The organism is Prevotella pallens, from assembly GCF_900454935.1.
GTDB classification, from domain to species: Bacteria; Bacteroidota; Bacteroidia; order Bacteroidales; family Bacteroidaceae; genus Prevotella; species Prevotella pallens.
Genome location: NZ_UGTP01000001.1, coordinates 475881 through 493647, shown reverse-complemented (window position 1 = coordinate 493647; position 17767 = coordinate 475881). Strand labels below are relative to the sequence as shown.

General features: G+C 34.3%; 16 protein-coding genes. 4 read left to right on the top strand and 12 right to left on the bottom strand.

The features are described from left to right. Positions 1 to 2: 2 nt before the first annotated feature. The 5 genes from DX009_RS02050 to DX009_RS02030 all read right to left on the bottom strand — a co-directional run bounded on the left by DX009_RS02050 (position 3) and on the right by DX009_RS02030 (position 3595). Entirely contained in the window at positions 3 to 941 is a 939-nt protein-coding gene (locus DX009_RS02050; protein ID WP_455058734.1) for a PorP/SprF family type IX secretion system membrane protein, read from the bottom strand. Between the two features lie 199 nt (positions 942 to 1140). Beyond that, positions 1141 to 1362 carry a DUF2795 domain-containing protein gene (locus DX009_RS02045; protein WP_006045633.1) on the bottom strand — a complete coding sequence of 74 codons (222 nt, stop codon included), beginning with the start codon at positions 1360 to 1362 and terminating at the stop codon, positions 1141 to 1143. Positions 1363 to 1418: 56 nt separating this feature from the next. Then, on the bottom strand, positions 1419 to 1976 hold the full coding sequence (locus DX009_RS02040) for a cob(I)yrinic acid a,c-diamide adenosyltransferase (RefSeq protein WP_006045634.1): 558 nt from the start codon (positions 1974 to 1976) through the stop codon (positions 1419 to 1421). Positions 1977 to 1990: 14 nt separating this feature from the next. Further along, positions 1991 to 2602 carry a hypothetical protein gene (locus DX009_RS02035; RefSeq protein ID WP_115082852.1) on the bottom strand — a complete coding sequence of 204 codons (612 nt, stop codon included), beginning with the start codon at positions 2600 to 2602 and terminating at the stop codon, positions 1991 to 1993. A 498-nt stretch (positions 2603 to 3100) separates the two neighbouring features. After that, positions 3101 to 3595: a methylated-DNA--[protein]-cysteine S-methyltransferase gene (locus tag DX009_RS02030; RefSeq protein ID WP_181792304.1), complete on the bottom strand. Its 495-nt coding sequence runs from the start codon at positions 3593 to 3595 to the stop codon at positions 3101 to 3103. A 107-nt stretch (positions 3596 to 3702) separates the two neighbouring features. Between DX009_RS02030 and DX009_RS02025 the strand changes: the two genes are divergently transcribed. Together DX009_RS02025 and DX009_RS02020 are read left to right on the top strand one after the other, a co-directional pair. Then, positions 3703 to 3894: a hypothetical protein gene (locus DX009_RS02025; RefSeq protein ID WP_115082850.1), complete on the top strand. Its 192-nt coding sequence runs from the start codon at positions 3703 to 3705 to the stop codon at positions 3892 to 3894. After that, complete coding sequence (locus tag DX009_RS02020; protein ID WP_245944558.1) at positions 3894 to 4589, top strand: DUF5715 family protein; 696 nt, start codon at positions 3894 to 3896, stop codon at positions 4587 to 4589. The genes DX009_RS02025 and DX009_RS02020 overlap by 1 nt, the downstream gene beginning before the upstream one ends. A gap of 18 nt (positions 4590 to 4607) precedes the next feature. Here DX009_RS02020 and DX009_RS02015 read toward each other — a convergent pair whose 3' ends face one another. Further along, positions 4608 to 5231 (bottom strand): DUF2284 domain-containing protein, encoded by a 624-nt coding sequence (locus tag DX009_RS02015; protein WP_115082849.1) that lies wholly within the window; start codon positions 5229 to 5231, stop codon positions 4608 to 4610. Between the two features lie 347 nt (positions 5232 to 5578). Between DX009_RS02015 and DX009_RS02010 the strand changes: the two genes are divergently transcribed. Next, positions 5579 to 6520 carry a hypothetical protein gene (locus DX009_RS02010; RefSeq protein WP_115082848.1) on the top strand — a complete coding sequence of 314 codons (942 nt, stop codon included), beginning with the start codon at positions 5579 to 5581 and terminating at the stop codon, positions 6518 to 6520. Positions 6521 to 6561: 41 nt separating this feature from the next. Here DX009_RS02010 and DX009_RS02005 read toward each other — a convergent pair whose 3' ends face one another. From DX009_RS02005 to DX009_RS01995, 3 genes are all read right to left on the bottom strand, one after another. Continuing rightward, positions 6562 to 7167, bottom strand: coding sequence for a YiiX/YebB-like N1pC/P60 family cysteine hydrolase (locus DX009_RS02005; RefSeq protein WP_115082847.1), 606 nt, complete (start codon positions 7165 to 7167; stop codon positions 6562 to 6564). A 22-nt stretch (positions 7168 to 7189) separates the two neighbouring features. Beyond that, positions 7190 to 7681, bottom strand: coding sequence for a DUF4359 domain-containing protein (locus DX009_RS02000; RefSeq protein ID WP_006045642.1), 492 nt, complete (start codon positions 7679 to 7681; stop codon positions 7190 to 7192). Positions 7682 to 7947: 266 nt separating this feature from the next. Further along, positions 7948 to 8940, bottom strand: a complete 993-nt coding sequence (locus DX009_RS01995) for a malate dehydrogenase (protein ID WP_006045643.1) — start codon at positions 8938 to 8940, stop codon at positions 7948 to 7950. A gap of 675 nt (positions 8941 to 9615) precedes the next feature. Between DX009_RS01995 and DX009_RS01990 the strand changes: the two genes are divergently transcribed. Next, positions 9616 to 10482, top strand: a complete 867-nt coding sequence (locus DX009_RS01990) for a leucine-rich repeat domain-containing protein (protein WP_006045645.1) — start codon at positions 9616 to 9618, stop codon at positions 10480 to 10482. Positions 10483 to 10726: 244 nt separating this feature from the next. Here the strand turns inward: DX009_RS01990 and DX009_RS01985 are convergent, their stop codons facing one another. Genes DX009_RS01985 through DX009_RS01975 form a run of 3 tightly spaced genes read right to left on the bottom strand, consistent with a single transcriptional unit; the run spans position 10727 to position 17746 of the window. After that, a complete protein-coding gene (locus tag DX009_RS01985; RefSeq protein ID WP_115082846.1) occupies positions 10727 to 12511 on the bottom strand; it encodes an Omp28-related outer membrane protein in 1785 nt (594 codons plus the stop codon). A gap of 10 nt (positions 12512 to 12521) precedes the next feature. Then, on the bottom strand, positions 12522 to 14453 hold the full coding sequence (locus tag DX009_RS01980) for an Omp28-related outer membrane protein (protein ID WP_115082845.1): 1932 nt from the start codon (positions 14451 to 14453) through the stop codon (positions 12522 to 12524). 2 nt (positions 14454 to 14455) lie between these two features. Continuing rightward, the gene (locus tag DX009_RS01975) at positions 14456 to 17746 is read right to left on the bottom strand and encodes a CARDB domain-containing protein (RefSeq protein WP_115082844.1); all 3291 of its coding nucleotides are present in this window, start codon (positions 17744 to 17746) and stop codon (positions 14456 to 14458) included. Between the last annotated feature and the right edge of the window lie 21 nt (positions 17747 to 17767).

The following is a 17767-nucleotide window of genomic DNA, read 5'->3' as shown; positions in this document are numbered from 1 at the left end:
TTCTATAGAAATCTTACGCTTTTATGTTTATTTCGTCCTTTTTTTTGCAGGTTTATATCCGTTTTATAGCTAACTACCAATTCGTGGCTACCATTTCCCAAATCGGCAGTACCTGTATACATTTCGTAACTGTAACCTACATTTATGTTATGAAAGCTTCCTCCAACGTATGCTGTTACCGAGTTTCCAGGACTATAAGATACACCACCATATAACACCCTTTTTTCGTTTGTATATACTAATCGTGCTGTTATATCTGCACGATATCCATTACCATCATAACGTGCCATTATGGAAGTTGGTATAGTTAGAAACGGATTTCTTAGCTTTATATTGTATCCACCCGTTAAATAATAGGTTCTATCTATTTGTAGTTCGTTTTTATCGCCCAGTTCCACCAATGGTGCATTAAGATGTTGTACAGATGCTCCTACATACCAATTGTTATGTATATAGTAAACACCTACTCCTAAATCTAAGCTCTGACCATTTACCTCTGCTTTTGCAAAAGCTGGATCGTTAGCATCTTCTAAATCAAGTTTAGAACCGTCAAACTTTTCTAATAATAAGCCTAATTGTACACCTGCCGACAACATACCGCCAAACAAATTTTTGCGAAAAGCATATTGACCTGCTATGCGTTGATGGGTAAAAAGCCCGATTTGGTCGTTTAAAATAGATACACCTACTCCGTGATATTGCTTCATAAAATATAGTGGCATACTTGCACCAACATACATTGCTCGCGGACTATTTTTATATCCTGCAAAATTTAAAGCGTATGCTCCCACTACATTTAGCTGATTTTCTTTTCCCACAGAGGCTGGATTATAATAAGGTTCCATATTCCAGTAGTGACTAAAAGCCACATCGTATTGTGCCAATGCTACAACATTAGCAAATGCACAGAAACCTATTATGGACATTAAGCGTTTTAACACATATACATAACGATGGTTTTTCGGTATTATTGCATTTTCCATAAAAGGTATATTTTAGAAATTGCTTTTGTTTAATTTATCTTCCATACAAAATTTATACTATATGCCTAAAACGAGCTTGTAAAATGTTGCAGATAAAAAACAACTCACCATAGATATTATATATGGTGAGTTGTTCGAATTATTTTTGTTTACCTAATCAATATTCATCTTCGTTCCACAAAAAGTCGTCTTTAGATGGATAGTCGGGCCAAATGTCTTCAATGCTATCATAAACTTCGCCTTCGTCTTCTATTTCCTGAAGATTTTCTAACACTTCTAATGGAGATCCTGAACGAACAGCATAGTCAATAAGTTCTTCTTTTGTTGCTGGCCATGGTGCATCTTCCAGCTTTGATGCTAATTCTAGTGTCCAATACATAGGCTTATAAATTTGAATTTTAGCTTAATTTGCGTGCAAAAATACTATTTTATTTTTTATTTGCAAGGATTTTGCCAAATTTTTTCGGCTACATTTTCTATATTGTTTAAATAACGTGAAAGCACAAAAAAGTAGTCTGACAATCTATTTATATATGCCATTAAATTTTTGTCTACTTCAGAAGTCTCATCTAAACTTATAATTAAACGTTCGGCACGTCTACAAACTGTACGACAAACATGAGCAATTGATGCAGAACGACTACCACCTGGAATTACGAAATGTTTTAATTCTGGAATTGCTGCTTGCATTCTGTCTATTGCATGTTCTACATTTTCTATTAGTTTAGTTGTTACAACCGATTCTTTTATTTCTTTTTTAAAATTGTCGCCCATAGCTAAATTGCAACCTATGTTAAACAGCACGTTTTGCATTTCTGCCAATAGTTCTATGGTTTCTTCCTCTTTAATATAGGTAGCAAGTAGCCCTACAAAAGAGTTTAATTCGTCTACTGTTCCATACGAATTTATACGAATATCGCTCTTTTTTACTCGTGTTCCTCCTATTAAACTGGTTGTTCCTTTATCGCCAGTTTTTGTATATACCTTACTCATATTGTGTTGTTTTATTAGAAATTTATAATATAGTTCTGTTTAGGACGTTTGTCGAAAAAGGCAATACCCATATAATATAGGTCGAACGAGAAACTTACACGTTCGTCGTCTACTATTTCGTGCCAAAAAGCTTTTGCTTCTTCCGTTTTGTTTATATTGTCTACTATTACAAAGCTTTGTGCATTTATGGTTTTGCGCAGTGCGGCATAGAATGTTTTACTATGGTTGCAAACTGTAAAAAAATAAATTGCCACTTTGTTAGAAGCTGTTTCTACCGTTGTTTCATATTTCGTTTCTACATTCTCTACCAATGTTTTTTCGTTTGCTGCCGTTATGTAGCGTTCGTAATGGGGTAGTTTTGTAGGACAAAAATAAAATGTATCGGCTTTTGCAAAATGATTTATCCTATATAGTAGCCGTGCTTTCTTACGTTCTTCCGCATTTTTTATGGGACAAATTTTGTTTAGTTCTACATAAACCGAATAAGAAGTATGATTGTTTATCACCTCCCTATCAAACGAAAAGGCTGACGGTGATTGTATTCCAAAACCCTGAATATATTTCATTCGTTGCAACCACACCATCAAAGCTTTTATCTTATATGGCAGATTTTTTTGTTGTGTCATTACTATAGTGCTGCAAACTTACACAAAAAAATGGTGAAAACCGAGAATATAGTCTTTTTTTTTACGAATGTGATTCCACACTTTCTGTAAAATAGTGCGTTTTATAGAAACTATATAGAGGGGTTATCTCTTATTCGTTTTCATTTACTTTTTTAGCTCTGCAAAAAACATAATGAAATGTTGCCGAATTTATAATTAATTTTTCTGAATTTATAATTAATTTTTTTGATTTTATTATTAATATTTTTCTCCTTCAAAATTTGTTTTCGGCGAATAAGGCTATCGTACACAAAAAACGGTGTAAAAAGAAGGCAATTTCTGCTATATTTCAGTCAGTAATAATATTTACTTCTGAGAGAAGTAAGATAAATTAATTTAATTTACTTATAAAAAGAATATATAAATCATAGCAGTGAATAAAATTTCGTTATAAAAAGGGCGAAATTGAATATATAGAATTCTTCCTGTAAGAACTAAAACTAGAGCCACTTCCCCACTCTATTTTTGGGATTCTAATTCCAATAAAAATTCTTTTCGCCAAATACCGCTGGCATATCCAGTCATTGTTCCGTTTGTTCCAATAACTCGGTGGCATGGAATAATAATAGGTATTGGATTGTGTCCTACAGCTCCTCCAATTGCTTGTGCAGACATTTTTTGTTTTTGTAAATGTTCTGCCATTTTCTTTGCTAACGCACCGTAAGTTGTTGTTTTGCCGTATGGAATTTGTAGTAAGTAGTTCCACACTTGTTGCCTAAAATGCGTGCCTTCTGGGCATAATTGTGGTGTAAAATTGGGGACATCTCCCTCAAAGTAAATATCCAACCAGCGTTTTGTATCGTCGAAAATAGGAAGGTTACATACTTCGTGTGGCAATTTTAAAATATGCTGCAACGGTTTTTGTTTTTCAAACCATATTCCCGTTAATGCAATGCCGTTGCTTACAAGTGTTAAATTGCCTAAAGGCGAATTGTATGTTTGTATTTTTTGCATTATGTGAAAATACATTATTAATAGTGCAAAGATACAAAATAAATTACAGTGGACTGAAAATTGTATTATCTTTGCAGCGATTTCTATCCGGAATTAAATTTTTTAATATGGACATACACGAATATAGACAGCTAATTTTGAACGAACTTTTAGCTCGAAAAACAGAAAAAGGCGAACCTATTATTAGCGAATTGGAGGCAAACAATTTGCTAAACGAACTTACAGACGAGGAATTGATAATGGGAATGCCTTTTAATGAGCCGAAAGATATTGCAGATATAATAATTCAAATAAAATAATGATGAAAACAATAGCAAAACACTCAAAAAGAAAATGCTTGCTAAACTTATTGTCTGTAGGCGTTTTTGCAACTGTAATTACATTTACTACAGCATGTGCAACCAGTAAAAGTAGTAACGAAGGAGAAACTTTTCGCGATGATAATGTTTCAATGCAAAGCACTTATCAGTTTAAAGATGTAAATGGTGCACAACTTTACGCAGCAAAAAAATATGGTGTAACGCCAATTGACTCGCGTGCAAAGTTAGAAAACGACCATAGACGCCTAAAACTGGTAGAATCTAACGGATATTATTTAGTAGACAGACTAAAAGATTCGGCTCCTTATTTAACAAAGGGAGCAAAAAATCTTTTAAAAGAAATTGGAAAGCGATTCCAAGAAGAGTTAGACAAAGAAGGTTATCGCGAACATCGCATAATAGTTACGGCAATGTTTAGAACTCGTAGAGATATTGCAATTGCACAACAAACAAATAGTAGTACAAACGACAATTCTGCACATTTGTATGGCACAACTTTCGATATAAGTTTCAGTCGTTTCAACCGTACAGGTACAAGTGGAAAGGCTGTTAGCAACGAAACTATGTGCAATATTTTAGGAAAAGTTATCTACAATTTGCGCGAAGAAGGCGAATGTTGGCCTATTTTTGAACGTGCTCAGCACTGCATTCACGTAACGGTTAGAAAAATATAACACACTGTTTTCTAAACTTTATTCTAAACGCAGCGTAGCATCGTTAGTGAATAAAGCAGTTACTAATGTAATATATTGGGGTAAGCGGTTTGGCTTGCCCCATTTTAGTTCTATTCCTAATAAGTCTTGTGTTGTTTTTCCAAGATCAAATCCTACAGCTTCTAAAGAAACTCGTACATCGTTAGGGTGTCTGCAAGCTTCTTTTTTAAGTCGTGTACAAGGTTTGTTTCCACATAGTAGGCATTGTGAGCCAAGAAAACAGATACTTCCTGGAAAATTACGTTCGTAGCTACGCAAATATGCCGATGCTTTTATTAAACCGTAACGCATAGTTTCTCTGCATACATTGTTTACTGCCTCTGGAGTTACGGTGTTTTCTAAAACAGCATCGTCAAAAGTCATTTTAGAACCCAGAATGTGTGCATATTTAAATTTATCTACAAACGCTTCTACATCAAATTCGCAAGGAGGACAAGTCCACGATTGTCCAAACTTAGGGCATTGTTTACACAATCCAAGAAACTTTTCCACATTGCGATAATTAGAAGTATAATCGCTAACAGGTATCATTGTTGTAACATGGGTTAGATTAAATCCATTATTATTGGTATTCCCCACACTTGTTAAAGAGCGTATTTCCATTGTTTTTAATACTATTAGTAGTTTTTTAGTGCAACCAATTTTATTTTTTGTATGCACTTTTCTAAAGCTTGTTCTTAGCTGTCTGCAAAAATACAATTCTTTATTGTAATAAAGAATGAAAATATGCTGTTTCTTTCTATAAATATAAATTCGCCAGTGTGTAAAATTATGAAACTATTTCGTTTGTAAAATATATGTGAAGCTTAGTTTAGTTGGCAAATATAACATTGGTGTGTTACATATAAGGTGCAAAAATGTAGAGTAGCAATATAAAAAACATTTATTGGATTTTGGTATGCAACAGAAAAACATTAACTTTGAGCAAAAATAAATAGAAACAATTGAATATGAAAAAAATTACTTTACTTTTATTACTGCCTTTCGCTGCAGTTCTATCTGTGTTTAGCCAATCTACCTTTACTATTCTTCCAAAGTTTCAAGTAGGCGACACACTCGTTTATAATGCGGTAGACAATACTAATGATGCTGTTCATAAAGTTGTGCCAAATACAGCCATAAGTAGCCGAGATTTTTATTTAATTGTGAAAGAAAAGGACAATAAAGGAAACTTAAAAATAGATTATAAAATAAACAAAATAAAAATTCAAGAAGAAGAAAAAACATATAAAACTATTCCTATTGTTGGTGGTATAGAGAAATTTTTAAAAGACGACCTTAAAAATACGGCAATTCGTTTTACAATTGATGGTTCTGGACGTTTTCAAAGTTTGGATAACAAAGACGAAATAGAAGAACTTTACATACAAAGAATGTTACCCACCATTTTAGACATAGTGAAAAAACAAACAAAACACAAACCTACAGTAAAAGAAATAGCTGAAGCAAAGGAAAAATTAAAAGAACAATTTAATATTCTCGACATTTTCGAGGAAATTCCTGCGCTTTTTAAATACTACGGACAACCTTTAATGGAAGGAAAATCGGAGAATGTAGATTCGGTTACAACAAAATATACTGTGGCACGTTTAAACGATGGTACAATATGGCTAAAAACTAATATAGACCTTTTAAATGGTGATGAAACAACGGCTAAAGATAACCCTGGAGAAGAGTTTCTTAAAGATTCTAATTCGGAAGAAGATAACGATGACGACATAGATTTAGGCATTACGGCAACAAGCGAAGAGGAATATAAATATAATACAGAAGGATTTGTTACCTATTTAAAAGAGACTGTTCAAGTCGCGAATAAATATGAAAGTAGCGAAAACTCTGTATTACAAGGCGGAATAATAATAAAGTTGATAGAAATAAAAAAGAAGCAATAAAAAATATACATAAAACACTATAAGAACTAAAAAGCATCTAACTACTCTAAGTTAATGCTTTTTATTGTTTTTCCTATTGTAATATCCGAAGGTAGAAGGCTATTTTTATGAAATCCTAACACATTTATGTTATGGCGTTTCCCTTTAGATATATCTATTCCAACAGAAAGATAAGCTCGCCATACCAATTCGGTACAATAAAATTTAGTTGTATCTGCCAAATCGAAATCATTATCGAAAGGAAAACCTATTTTGCTTAAGGCATATTCTACTGCTTTTTGTGCAATATAAGCCTTACAAGGCACTCGCACTATTTTTGCTTTTACACATCTATCGCTTTGAAGATATGCACCAATAGGTTCAAATTTCACAGTATCTATGTTGTTTTCTGATTCTCCAGGAACTGCGTGCACAACTTTCCACCCATTTCTTGTATTTAAAAGCATACCTACATGCGAATAGTTGTTACGATCTAAAGCCATAACCATAGCACTTTCGGCACTTCTCCCTTCTCGAAAAATAATATCTCCATTACGCAACAACAAAGTATCAATATAGGCAGCACGTTTTTCTGATTCGTGCTGCCTATAACAAGAAAAAAATAAAAAAACTGTAGCGGACAATGCTGCAAACAGCTTATATTTCATATCTGTTTTATGATTGTTATGCTTAAAGACCAAGCGATTTGTTTGCCTTTTTCATATTGCCAAGTGCCTCTTTATCAAGCCCAGTGGTGAATACATGACCTAAAATTCCAAACGATACCATTTTACTACTTGCACCGTTTTGTAAAGAACCTACACTAAATATAAGATAATTGCTTACATCTAATTGAGAAGCAAGCACTTTATCTATAATACCTGCACCCAAAGAAGCATATACAGTTGCTTCATTTCCACCATCTTGCGCTATAGCTTTCATTAATTCTGTGTGGATAGCTTCTACATGTTTTGTTTTACTAGGGTTTGTAATGCCAAACAAAAGCAATATTGCTACTGGAATTATAATGCGCCATGCCTTTTTTGGAACATTAAACAATTTGTCTTTACACGTTTGTTCTGAACAACATTCTTTATTTTCTTGCTGTTGTGATGTTTCACATTGAGAACAATATTCTGAATCGTTGTTGAGCGGAGCACCGCATTTTTTACAGTATGCCATAATTATATTGTTTTTAAGAATTATCGTTAAACCTAACCAGTATAGAAATCGTTGTCTAAGTGAATAGATTTGCAAACGGTTTTATTTTCGGTTACAAAGATAATAAAAATAAATAATAAACTAAGCTATTTTAGTTTTAATTGATTAGTGCATAAAAAACATAAAAAGGTGTATCAAAGGTTGTTCTATATATAAGAAGTTGCCTTCGATACACCTTGTTTATTGGTATTGTTTGCCATAAACGTAACGACAAACAAGTGCGCTTATTAAAGATTTACATTATCTTTTTTCCAATCTGCTACTGCAGGAATGATGCCCAATGTTACAATTTCATCGCGCATTTTGCAAAGATGCTCATAAGAAGCCTTCAATGCAGCCATTTCCTCTTCAGTTCCAGTTGGCAAATCGTAATGAACGCCAGTCTTGTCTATTGTTGTTGGCATAGCCATCATTACATTCTTGAAACCTAAACGGTCGTCGTTTACATAACATCCTGCTGGAAGAGTGAATTTTTCACCACCCATTGCAGCTTCTATCATTTTAACTGCATTATATGCAGGGCTTTGGAACGAACTACGACCACGAAGTTTTATAATTCGTGAACCACCTTGCACTGTATCGTGCTTTATTTCTTCCCAACGTTCGTTGCTAAGATTCATTTCAGACAATGGTTTTCCATCTATTTTTACTTGAGATGCAAAAACTGCCATTTGTTCTCCGTGTCCACCATAGGTATGTGCACCAGTAACTTTGTCTTGTTGTACACCAAATTCTAATGCTAAAGCTTGTTGCAAACGGGTAGAATCTAACGCAGCTAAAGATGTTAACTGATTTGGTTTTAAGCCAGAATGGATAAGTGCTGTTAATGCTGTTACATCGGCAGGGTTAAAAATAACAACTACATGCTCTACATCTGGGCAATATTGCTTAATGTAATCGCCAAATTCTGCAGCAATTTTGCAGTTTCCTTTTAATAAATCTTCGCGAGTCATACCATCTTTACGAGGAGCACCACCAGAAGAAATAATATATTTAGCTCCTGTAAAAGCTTCTTTAGGATCTGTAGTCCAAGTTACATTTGCACCTGGAAAAGCACAATGAGCAATTTCGTCGGCAACACCATGTAAACCTGGTTCAAAAATATCGTAAAGACAAACGTTAGGTGTAAGTCCTAATGTTAATGCTGTTTGCGCCATGTTAGAACCAATCATACCGCCGGCGCCCACGATAACAAGTTTCTCGTTTGTTAGAAATGACATAATATATATTGTTTATATTTAAAATGAAATGCTAAATTATCCTACAACTTTCATACCGCAAATTTACAAAAAAGAAATAGATAATAGTAATTTTACGAAAGGATATTTGTTATTTAATGTAAAAAGCAATAAAATGCTATTTCTACATTACAAAAAACATAGAAACAAAACTCATAGAGGTATATAAAATGAAATTTTATTCGAAGAAAAATATTAAAATAAGTATACGAAGTGTTGGCGATGTTTCTATTGGAACTGTAGATGAAGATAACAGTATTGGTAGCTGATTTGTGGATTAAGGAAAGTAATTTAAATAAGACTATGTGGTAAATGAAGGAATAGAATTAAAACAACAGATAACCACCTCGCAAAACTTTAATTATATTTTCTGAAATTGTAATTAATTTTTTGAAATTTATAATTATTATTTTCCTCTTTTATTATTATAAAATTTCAAGGAATAATTGTTTTGTTGTTTGCGTTACACACGGAAGTTGATTTTTCTGAAGATTTACATCTTCAAAATCGTTAAAAGAAAGCAATGTAAGCCGTGTTTTTATTCAAAAATTCACAGTAGTTGTTCGTTACTAATATTGTAATTTTGTATATTTGCAAACAACAATTTAATTCACCACAGCAAAGAATTTAGTAATAATATTCAGATAAAGCATTCTTATGGAAGAATACATCTTTAAAAAGGAATACTTCGGCAGAAACTATACGTTTATGCAGGTGCGCATAGAACAAATACCAGACGCTACTTACATAAAGAAAAATGGAATAGACGGAGTTATTGTGATAACAGACACACCAAATGAAGTGGTAAGCAACATAAAGAATATTTCTACATTGCAAGAATTAAGAGGTTTAGACTTAAATTCATACACCTATAAAGACCTTAACGACTTGTTGTGTCTAAGAAAATTAGAATATTTAAGAATGGAAGGAAAATGCGAAAGTAATATCCCATTTTCTTCTTTATCTTTGCTTCAATGTGTATATCTGAATTATAATAAAAAGAATTGTGCTTCCATTTTTGAATGTAAACAGCTGGAAAATATCTTCATTGACAACTATTCTGAAACATCGTCAAAAGCTTTTTCTACCTTTAAGAATGCGAAAAGAATAGGTTTGATTAAGAGTAAAATAACTGAGTTTGAAGCAATACATAATTTGCATCAACTAGAACATATTGGAATAGGCTACAATTCTAAAATGGAATCAATTAGTTGGCTAAGGAATAATAACTCCTTAACATCACTCGGTTTTCAGAATTGTAAGAAGATAAAAGATTGGGAGGAAATTGGAAGTTTAGGAAAGATAGAGAGAATAATTTTAGAAAATTGTGGAGAGATACCATCTTTGAGTTTCCTACAAAATATTTCGAGTTTAAAAGAGCTTAGAATTATAGGTTCAACAAGTATTGGAGATGGAAAAATAAAAGAACTAATGCACCTTCCAAACCTAAAGCATATATTTGTACCAATAAAAAAAGAATACGATATTACCTTAGACGAACTAACTGCATATAACAATAATTAGGTGAGTTTCAACTTTCAAAAAGTAAGATAGCGTTCTAAAATGTATGCAAGTTGGTTTTTGGGGATTGTATTTCTACTGTTATAGCGCAAAAAACATGGCTTTACACTCTTTTTGGGGGAATATGCCACATTGTTGGATTGATAAGTGAGAGAAATTAAAAAAGCAAGCGTACAGAACTTAAATCTGATACGCTTGCTAAAATAAAAATATTATAACATATTGCTTTTGTAAATGCGAGAATATTCTATTTTAGAACCATCTTCTTAACAAAAGTTTTACCGCCATCTACACATTTTATAATGTATACACCGCTTGGAATAGCATGGTTAGGAACTTCTACACCATAAATATTGTAAATAAATACCTTTCCAGCGAAACCATTCACATTAAGCGTACCATTAGCAAATGTAAATTCAGGTACAAGAAGTGTGCTGTTTTCTGTAATAGATGTTGGTGTATATGGTTCAACCTTCGTTTCTGCTGCGTTTTCTATCTCGCCTTTGCTGTTAAGCAATAAAGCCACAAGATACAAATTATCGACATTTTGCACATTGCCAGGAACCTCAAGTCGAGCAGCATATTCTATAGTTTCGTCTGCTTTTACACTTCGAGGAATGCTTCCATCTACTCCATAATAGCTGTAATTCATACGTGCTACGTGGTCCATATCAATAGAAGCGTAGCCAGGAAGATTTTCAAAACCGCCCATTTTACCACGTGAACCACCCGAATAGTAGTTAGCTTGCTTGTAGCCTTTAATACCATTTTCAATCAGAACATACGAAATTTTATATTTCAAACCTTGTTCGTCGGCAAAAAATGTTGTAGAAGCTTTTGCATCGATAACCTTTTTTGTGTTATCAGTAAAGCTTGCTGTAACTTCTACTCCTACATGTGGAGGTATAGCAACAGCTTTATTGTGCATAACTTCTAATGTCCCAGCTTCTGGAGAAGTAGAATTTCTTAAGTTACGATTGACGTAACAAGAAGGATAACCATTGAATTTCATGTAACTATACGTATTAGTTTCTAAGTCATCGCTCTTGTGAACGGCAATACCAATAAAGGTTTCTGGATATTTTTCTGCCATGTGGCGGAAAGCAACAATACCACGTGGACAATAACCACACCATAATCCTGTACCTTCTTCCACAACAAAACGCTGTTTTGGAACAGAACCTTTAACCTTTACATTTGTATAATCGATATTATTTCCAGCGTATGCGTCAGCCTCATCATCAACACTTATAAGGTTGAATTTTACAGTATGAGCACCATCTTTATTAAATCCGGGATAGTTTATAGTGAATGTTTTCTCCACATTAGCTCCCATAACGGTTTTAAATTCAACTACTTTCTCTTCGACATTGTCTATAGTATAGCTCACTTTTAATTTATGAGCGACACGTGGACTTAAATTTATTACACCAAATTCGAATTTACAAGGTGTTCCTTTCTTAACAATTACATTTCTATCAGCATAAAGCCACAAGTCTTTAGGCATATCTTCACCAGATATTTGTGCCTGAATTGTTAGTGCAAGAGCCTCATAATTTTGGTCGGTAGCATAATTTTTCCAGCCATCACCTAAGTCAGCCCAACAAGCATTTGGTGAATACATTTCTGAACGTCCCATAGATTTGTTATCGCCATTGTAACTATAACCAATATAGAACGCATCTCCGTCTATGGTATAAGCAGAACTTAGTTTAACGTTATTCCAACCATTAAAAAGATTGCCTGCTGTTTTTACAACAGAACTTTCACCATTAAGATTCTTTGTAATAAATACCTTTACATTTCGTGCCATTGCAGCCAAACCTATTCTAACAGTAGAAATAGTTTTCCCCTTATATAGTTTAGCAACATCGGCAGGAATATAAATTGCACCTTTAGCACTGGTCTTACTACCAAATTCGCCAGTTATCTTATTATTACAATATCCCCAATAGCAATTGCTTGAGAATGCTTGTGCTTCTATAGATACGAAACTAAGAAGCAACAAGAAAAGAAATACAGTTTTTTTCATATTATTTTAATTAATGGGTTATACAAATTTTTTGTGTAACGGTTGCTTTTCCATTTGTAGCCTTTAATATATAAAAACCATCTTTCAACAGATTTGCGTTCACACTTCGTCCAGAAATATCGTAAACATTAACCAATTGCCACCCTTTAGACATTAATATTTTCCCATTTACTACACTGAGAATATTACCGTTAGCGGTTGTTGGTTGTTCGTATATACCCGTTGGATCCATACAAGGAGCTTGCGTTGTATTATAAATAGTGCGTCTTTCTACATTCATATCGTAGTTATTAACAAACGATACAACACGCATATTCTTTACATTCCATTCTGGTTTTATAGTTACCGAATAGTTTTTCTCAAAATCGTAACCCGAAATATCAAGTGCATCTCCCCACGCATTTTTACTAAGAACAGCTCTTAACACTCCATTTTGTATGTAAGTGTCTTTGCCTTCTTGTTGTTTACTGGTTATATTGTCTTCTACTAACCACGTAGTTAGACGTAAATCGGTTTGTAATGGCATTTCGTTTGTTCCAGCATGTCCACTAACTTTTACATTCATTTGCGTACCATTTACTTTTGGTTCAGCCTTCAGTGTAACGAAAGAATATACATCTTTGGCTAAATCAATGAATTTAGTAACAGCTTCACCGTCTGAAATAAAGTAAGCAGGTCCTGGATCTTCCAGTCCACTAACAATAATTCGGTCTACTGCGATAGCAGGAACAAAAGTTTTAGATTTACCATATAATTGTTCGTATTCGGTTTCTTCAGGAATACGGAATTGATCTTTATGTTGCTTATAGTCGAGATGATGCTTTACACGAACAACATCTTCGCGCGAACCTAAAATTTCGTTATATACCTCGTCTGCTGTTGTGCATTCATTATATCCTTCAGAAGTAAATTCCTCAAAGAGTACAGAACGTTCTACAGGACTTGTTCCTTCTTTCATAGAAAAACCTTTTTGTTCTGCCGAATTATCTGTTACATCTGGATCGGTTGCTCCATTCACTTTTGTAATAGTAAAAGAAGCTGTAAAATTTCCCTCTGCAGGAATAGAGATATTGTCTAACTTTATTTTCTGAGGTTCATTATTTGGAACATTGAAACCATCGAGTACAACCTCTTTACTCTGTAAACCTTTAGCCGAAACTGTTACTGTAAGAGAGTTGATGGGAGTTAATCCGTTATTCTGAATATAGGCAATATACGATTTCGGCTTATTCTGTTCTACATATTCTCCCCCATCATCAGATGTTAATCTCATCAGCGATACATCGTTGTTGGGGACATTAGTACCTGAAACAATGGCGCGAATACAAATGTTTCTACCTATTCCGTTCGTATTGTTAAACCAATTCATATCGTAACCATACCAGTTTTTACCAGGTACAGCATAGCGACTATCATCGAATAACAAGCAATCGTAGTCCTCTCCATCGTTCAAATAAAGAATATAGCCAATGTAAAGATTCATATCCTTCTTGATGGTTACCGGATTTTTAAAGCTCATTTTGTTCCAGCCGTCTTTGTAATTTGCTGTAGCTCCTTGTGCTAATGTGGTTCCACGCATATCCTTCAGATCGGTACAAATAAAGTATTCCGCCATGTGTCCTCGTTTAGGACTAATAGCAAATTCTATTGATTCTATTTTATCGCCAACATATTTATTTAATACGTCTGCTGAAAGATATGTAGCAGCATGATAAGTGTGTGAACCTGTTATTTGTGCAATAAGTCCTCGACTAACATCTGTAGTACAATAACCAATGCGCATTTTTTCTTTAGATTCTGATGCTGTTCTACTCTGGTTTGAAGATTTAAGAGCCCTCAATTTAAAGGTTCTTTCGTTTGCTGTTTGAGCAAACAAGCCTCCCCCCGTAAAGGGAAGGCTTGCCAAAAATGACAGAAATATATATTTTCTGATAGCGTTCATTGTTATTTTACATTAAGTTTCACACTTGTAGCAACACCATTTGTATCGATAGTACGAACGATATAAAGTCCAGTAGGAAGATTTACTTTGGTGCGTCCATTGGCAATTGCATTAATAGTCTTAACCAATTTACCATCTACAGAATAGAAATTAGCTACCTTGATTGTTTTATCGAAGGTTATAATATCTGTATTTGTGTTGTAGAAGAATGTTCCACTTGCTACATTTGCATTGCTGATATTATTTGCTACATCGAAACCAAGATATAATACAGGAGCTGAATTGTAAGCATGCGATTTTGTCTTATCGAATGGAGAAGCTTCTGCGTACTCTAACATTCTGTAAACATTAGAAGCGTTAGAATTAAACACTTTATACACTGCACAGAACATAAGGTTAGATGGAACTGCACCTTCTTTCTCGAATACAACAATCAAATTCTTAGTCTTATCGTACTTAAATGGAGTGTTTAGGTCGAATGCTAATATATTGTTACGTCCTGGTTCGAGTGTAAATGTACCATCGTAAACGAGTGTTAATTCATCGTTTGATAACCATTGAGAGCTAGAAGTGTAAGATTCTTTATCTGTGTGAGCAAGATATATCTTAGCATTGAAAGGATCTGTTCTATCTGTCAGGTTATCGTTAGCATTGTAAATGTAACCTAAGCGTTTGATATTTCCATCTTTGTCTGCCTTTATTTCTGATGCAAGATAAATAGATTGAGTTCTTTCGTAAGTATCGCTGTTCATAGAAGGACCGTGTGTATCTTCTGATTCGTCCTTTCCACTAGTAACAATATTAGTCCATGGTGTAGTTCCTTCTGGATTTACTTTTATGCGAGTAACAGCAGTTTTATCGTTGCTATGTTCTTGGTCGCCTTCAAGTTCAACTACTGCATAGAAATCGAACATACCATCTTTAGTAGGATTAAATGTTACAGGAACTTCAGCAATCTTACCAGCTTCTAATGTTGGAACGTTTGTAGTTTCGCCAACAAGAGTTTTTGTACCTTCATCGTCGCAGTAAATCTTAATACTATACTTACTTTGAGTTTTAGAACCAACGTTTCTAACCTTTACAGTACACTTGTTGTTATAACCAACAACAGCTTCTTGAATACCATTTATAGTGAATGCCTTTAAGTCGTTATCAGCAACATAGTCTACATTAAGACCGAATAATCTGAAGTTGTTATACTGACTGTGAGTAGCAACAGACATTCCAAAATAATATGTTCCATCGGTTGGAGCTGTAAACATATCTTCTAAAACTTCGCGAGTATACATATTCTTATAAGAATAATCTTTTTCTTCGCGAATTACTGTAGCATCTTTTGTATCTTCTCCGTTTGTTCCCATTGTTAGTTTCAGGTCGAAAGGAGTCTCCTTTTGATGTGCATAGAAGTCTGTAGTAATACGATATGTCTTTCCACCTTCGAGTTTAAGAGGAGGTGATGTAACAAAACCTTCTGCTTCTTTATAGTTGCTATATCCGATTAAGCATTTAGAATCTTCATCGTATCCTCCACAATAATAGAAGTATATAGATTGAGTAGCTGGACAGTTCCAACGGTTAGCATCGTCTTGAGTTGCAAAATTAAGTTTGATAGGAGTTTTTAATGCACTACCAGCCATAATTCCTTCAGATTCTGCGACCTCACCTTCACCAGCATTACTCTTAGCCATAATCTTGTAAGAGTACTTTTGTTGTTCGCCTAAAGTATTATCTTCATATTTGGTTCCTGTCAAATCTTTTGCCACAACAACATTATCAGGCATACGTGTTACGGTGTAAGTAAGCTCTGATTCATTAATAAAACCATTATTTAAGCCTTTAGTAGGAGCTTCCCAAGATAGTTCTATGCCTGTACCTTTCTTCTTTATTTGAATATTTTGCACTGCACCAGGAACGTCTACGCCCATATAGCAACGTATGCTATCGGGTACACCTTTTTCGCCAGCAACACGAGAAGCTACAACATAATATGTATTGACACCTTTGTATGGATTTGCATCAACGTATTGCATTGGTTGTCCCATTTTGTTTGTAGCATCAATTTTTGCAATAAGATCTGCATTAGCAGTAGAAAGTAAGGTTTCTGTAGATGTTAGTTCTGTAGTTGCTACATTTGGTTTTTTGCGATAAACCAAAACTTCTTTAAGGTCTGAAAGGTCTGTTCCATTCCATGCTTTGGTTGGATTTTCCCATTTAATAGTATCATTCATTGCCCCATTAACATCAGCACGCGCATCAAGTTTTGATACTTGTGCAGGAGCTGTGCGGCTATCAGCTTCCATATATGGAATAGTAAGACCAACAAAAGAGTTGCCAATGTTGAACCATGACTTACCTTCGTACACACCTGTGGCTAAGTTAATAGTATAAAGGGTTGTTGCTCCATAATCGCCTACAGGAATCCACCAAAGATTTCCGGTTGTAAAGTCGAAGCTCATAGTACCAAAATATTTCTGGATAAAGGTCTCGCCCCATTGACTTTTACATTCAGTTACACTAACCTCGTTGAAATCGGAGTTGAATTTAACAAGTTCTGTTCCTACTACAGATTGGTCTTGTTCGCTCTTTGCTTTTGGACGAAGCATATAACAGTTACCATCATAATCGAAACTGAAATTATAGTAAACTCTATTAAAGTCTTGAACTTTAGAGAATTCTCCTGTATTTTTATCGATTGTGTAAAGCACAGAGTAGGCATTCACTATTTTCTCTTCACCATCTATTATTTGTGTTTCATAATCTTTACCAAGTCCGTAGATTTCTTTGGTCTTTGGGTCATAACTCAATGCGTACACATCATAGCCAATATACCATCTGTTCTTTTCAGTATCGTTAAATTTGTAGATGGTAGTTGTATCGCCTGTAGCAACATTTAGCTTAGCAAAATACAATGGATGTACGCCATAAGTATAGGTTTGGGCAATAATTGCGTAGCAATCTTTTCCATCGAATGCTGAACAATATGGACCGTATGCCTGATGTTGGTCATCTTCTGGTGTAAAATTCTTTAGCGTTGTATAGTCAGAAGCCTTGCCAGTGCGGAACTTTATCCAGCCTCGTTTCTTGTCCTGACTTACTAATTGTCCCGCATACATAGTAATTCCCTTGGCTTTATCATCAATAGCTTGTGGAGTACGATGAGGCGGAGCCATCATTAGTGGTGCCGAAGATTTTTCTCCGAGCTTAGGAAAACTGTTTGTGGTAGTTTGTCCGAAAGTAGGAATAGCAGCCAAACTAGCGAACAAAAAACCAGTTAAATAAGAAAGATGTTTCATGTTTAAAATGATTTAATGTGA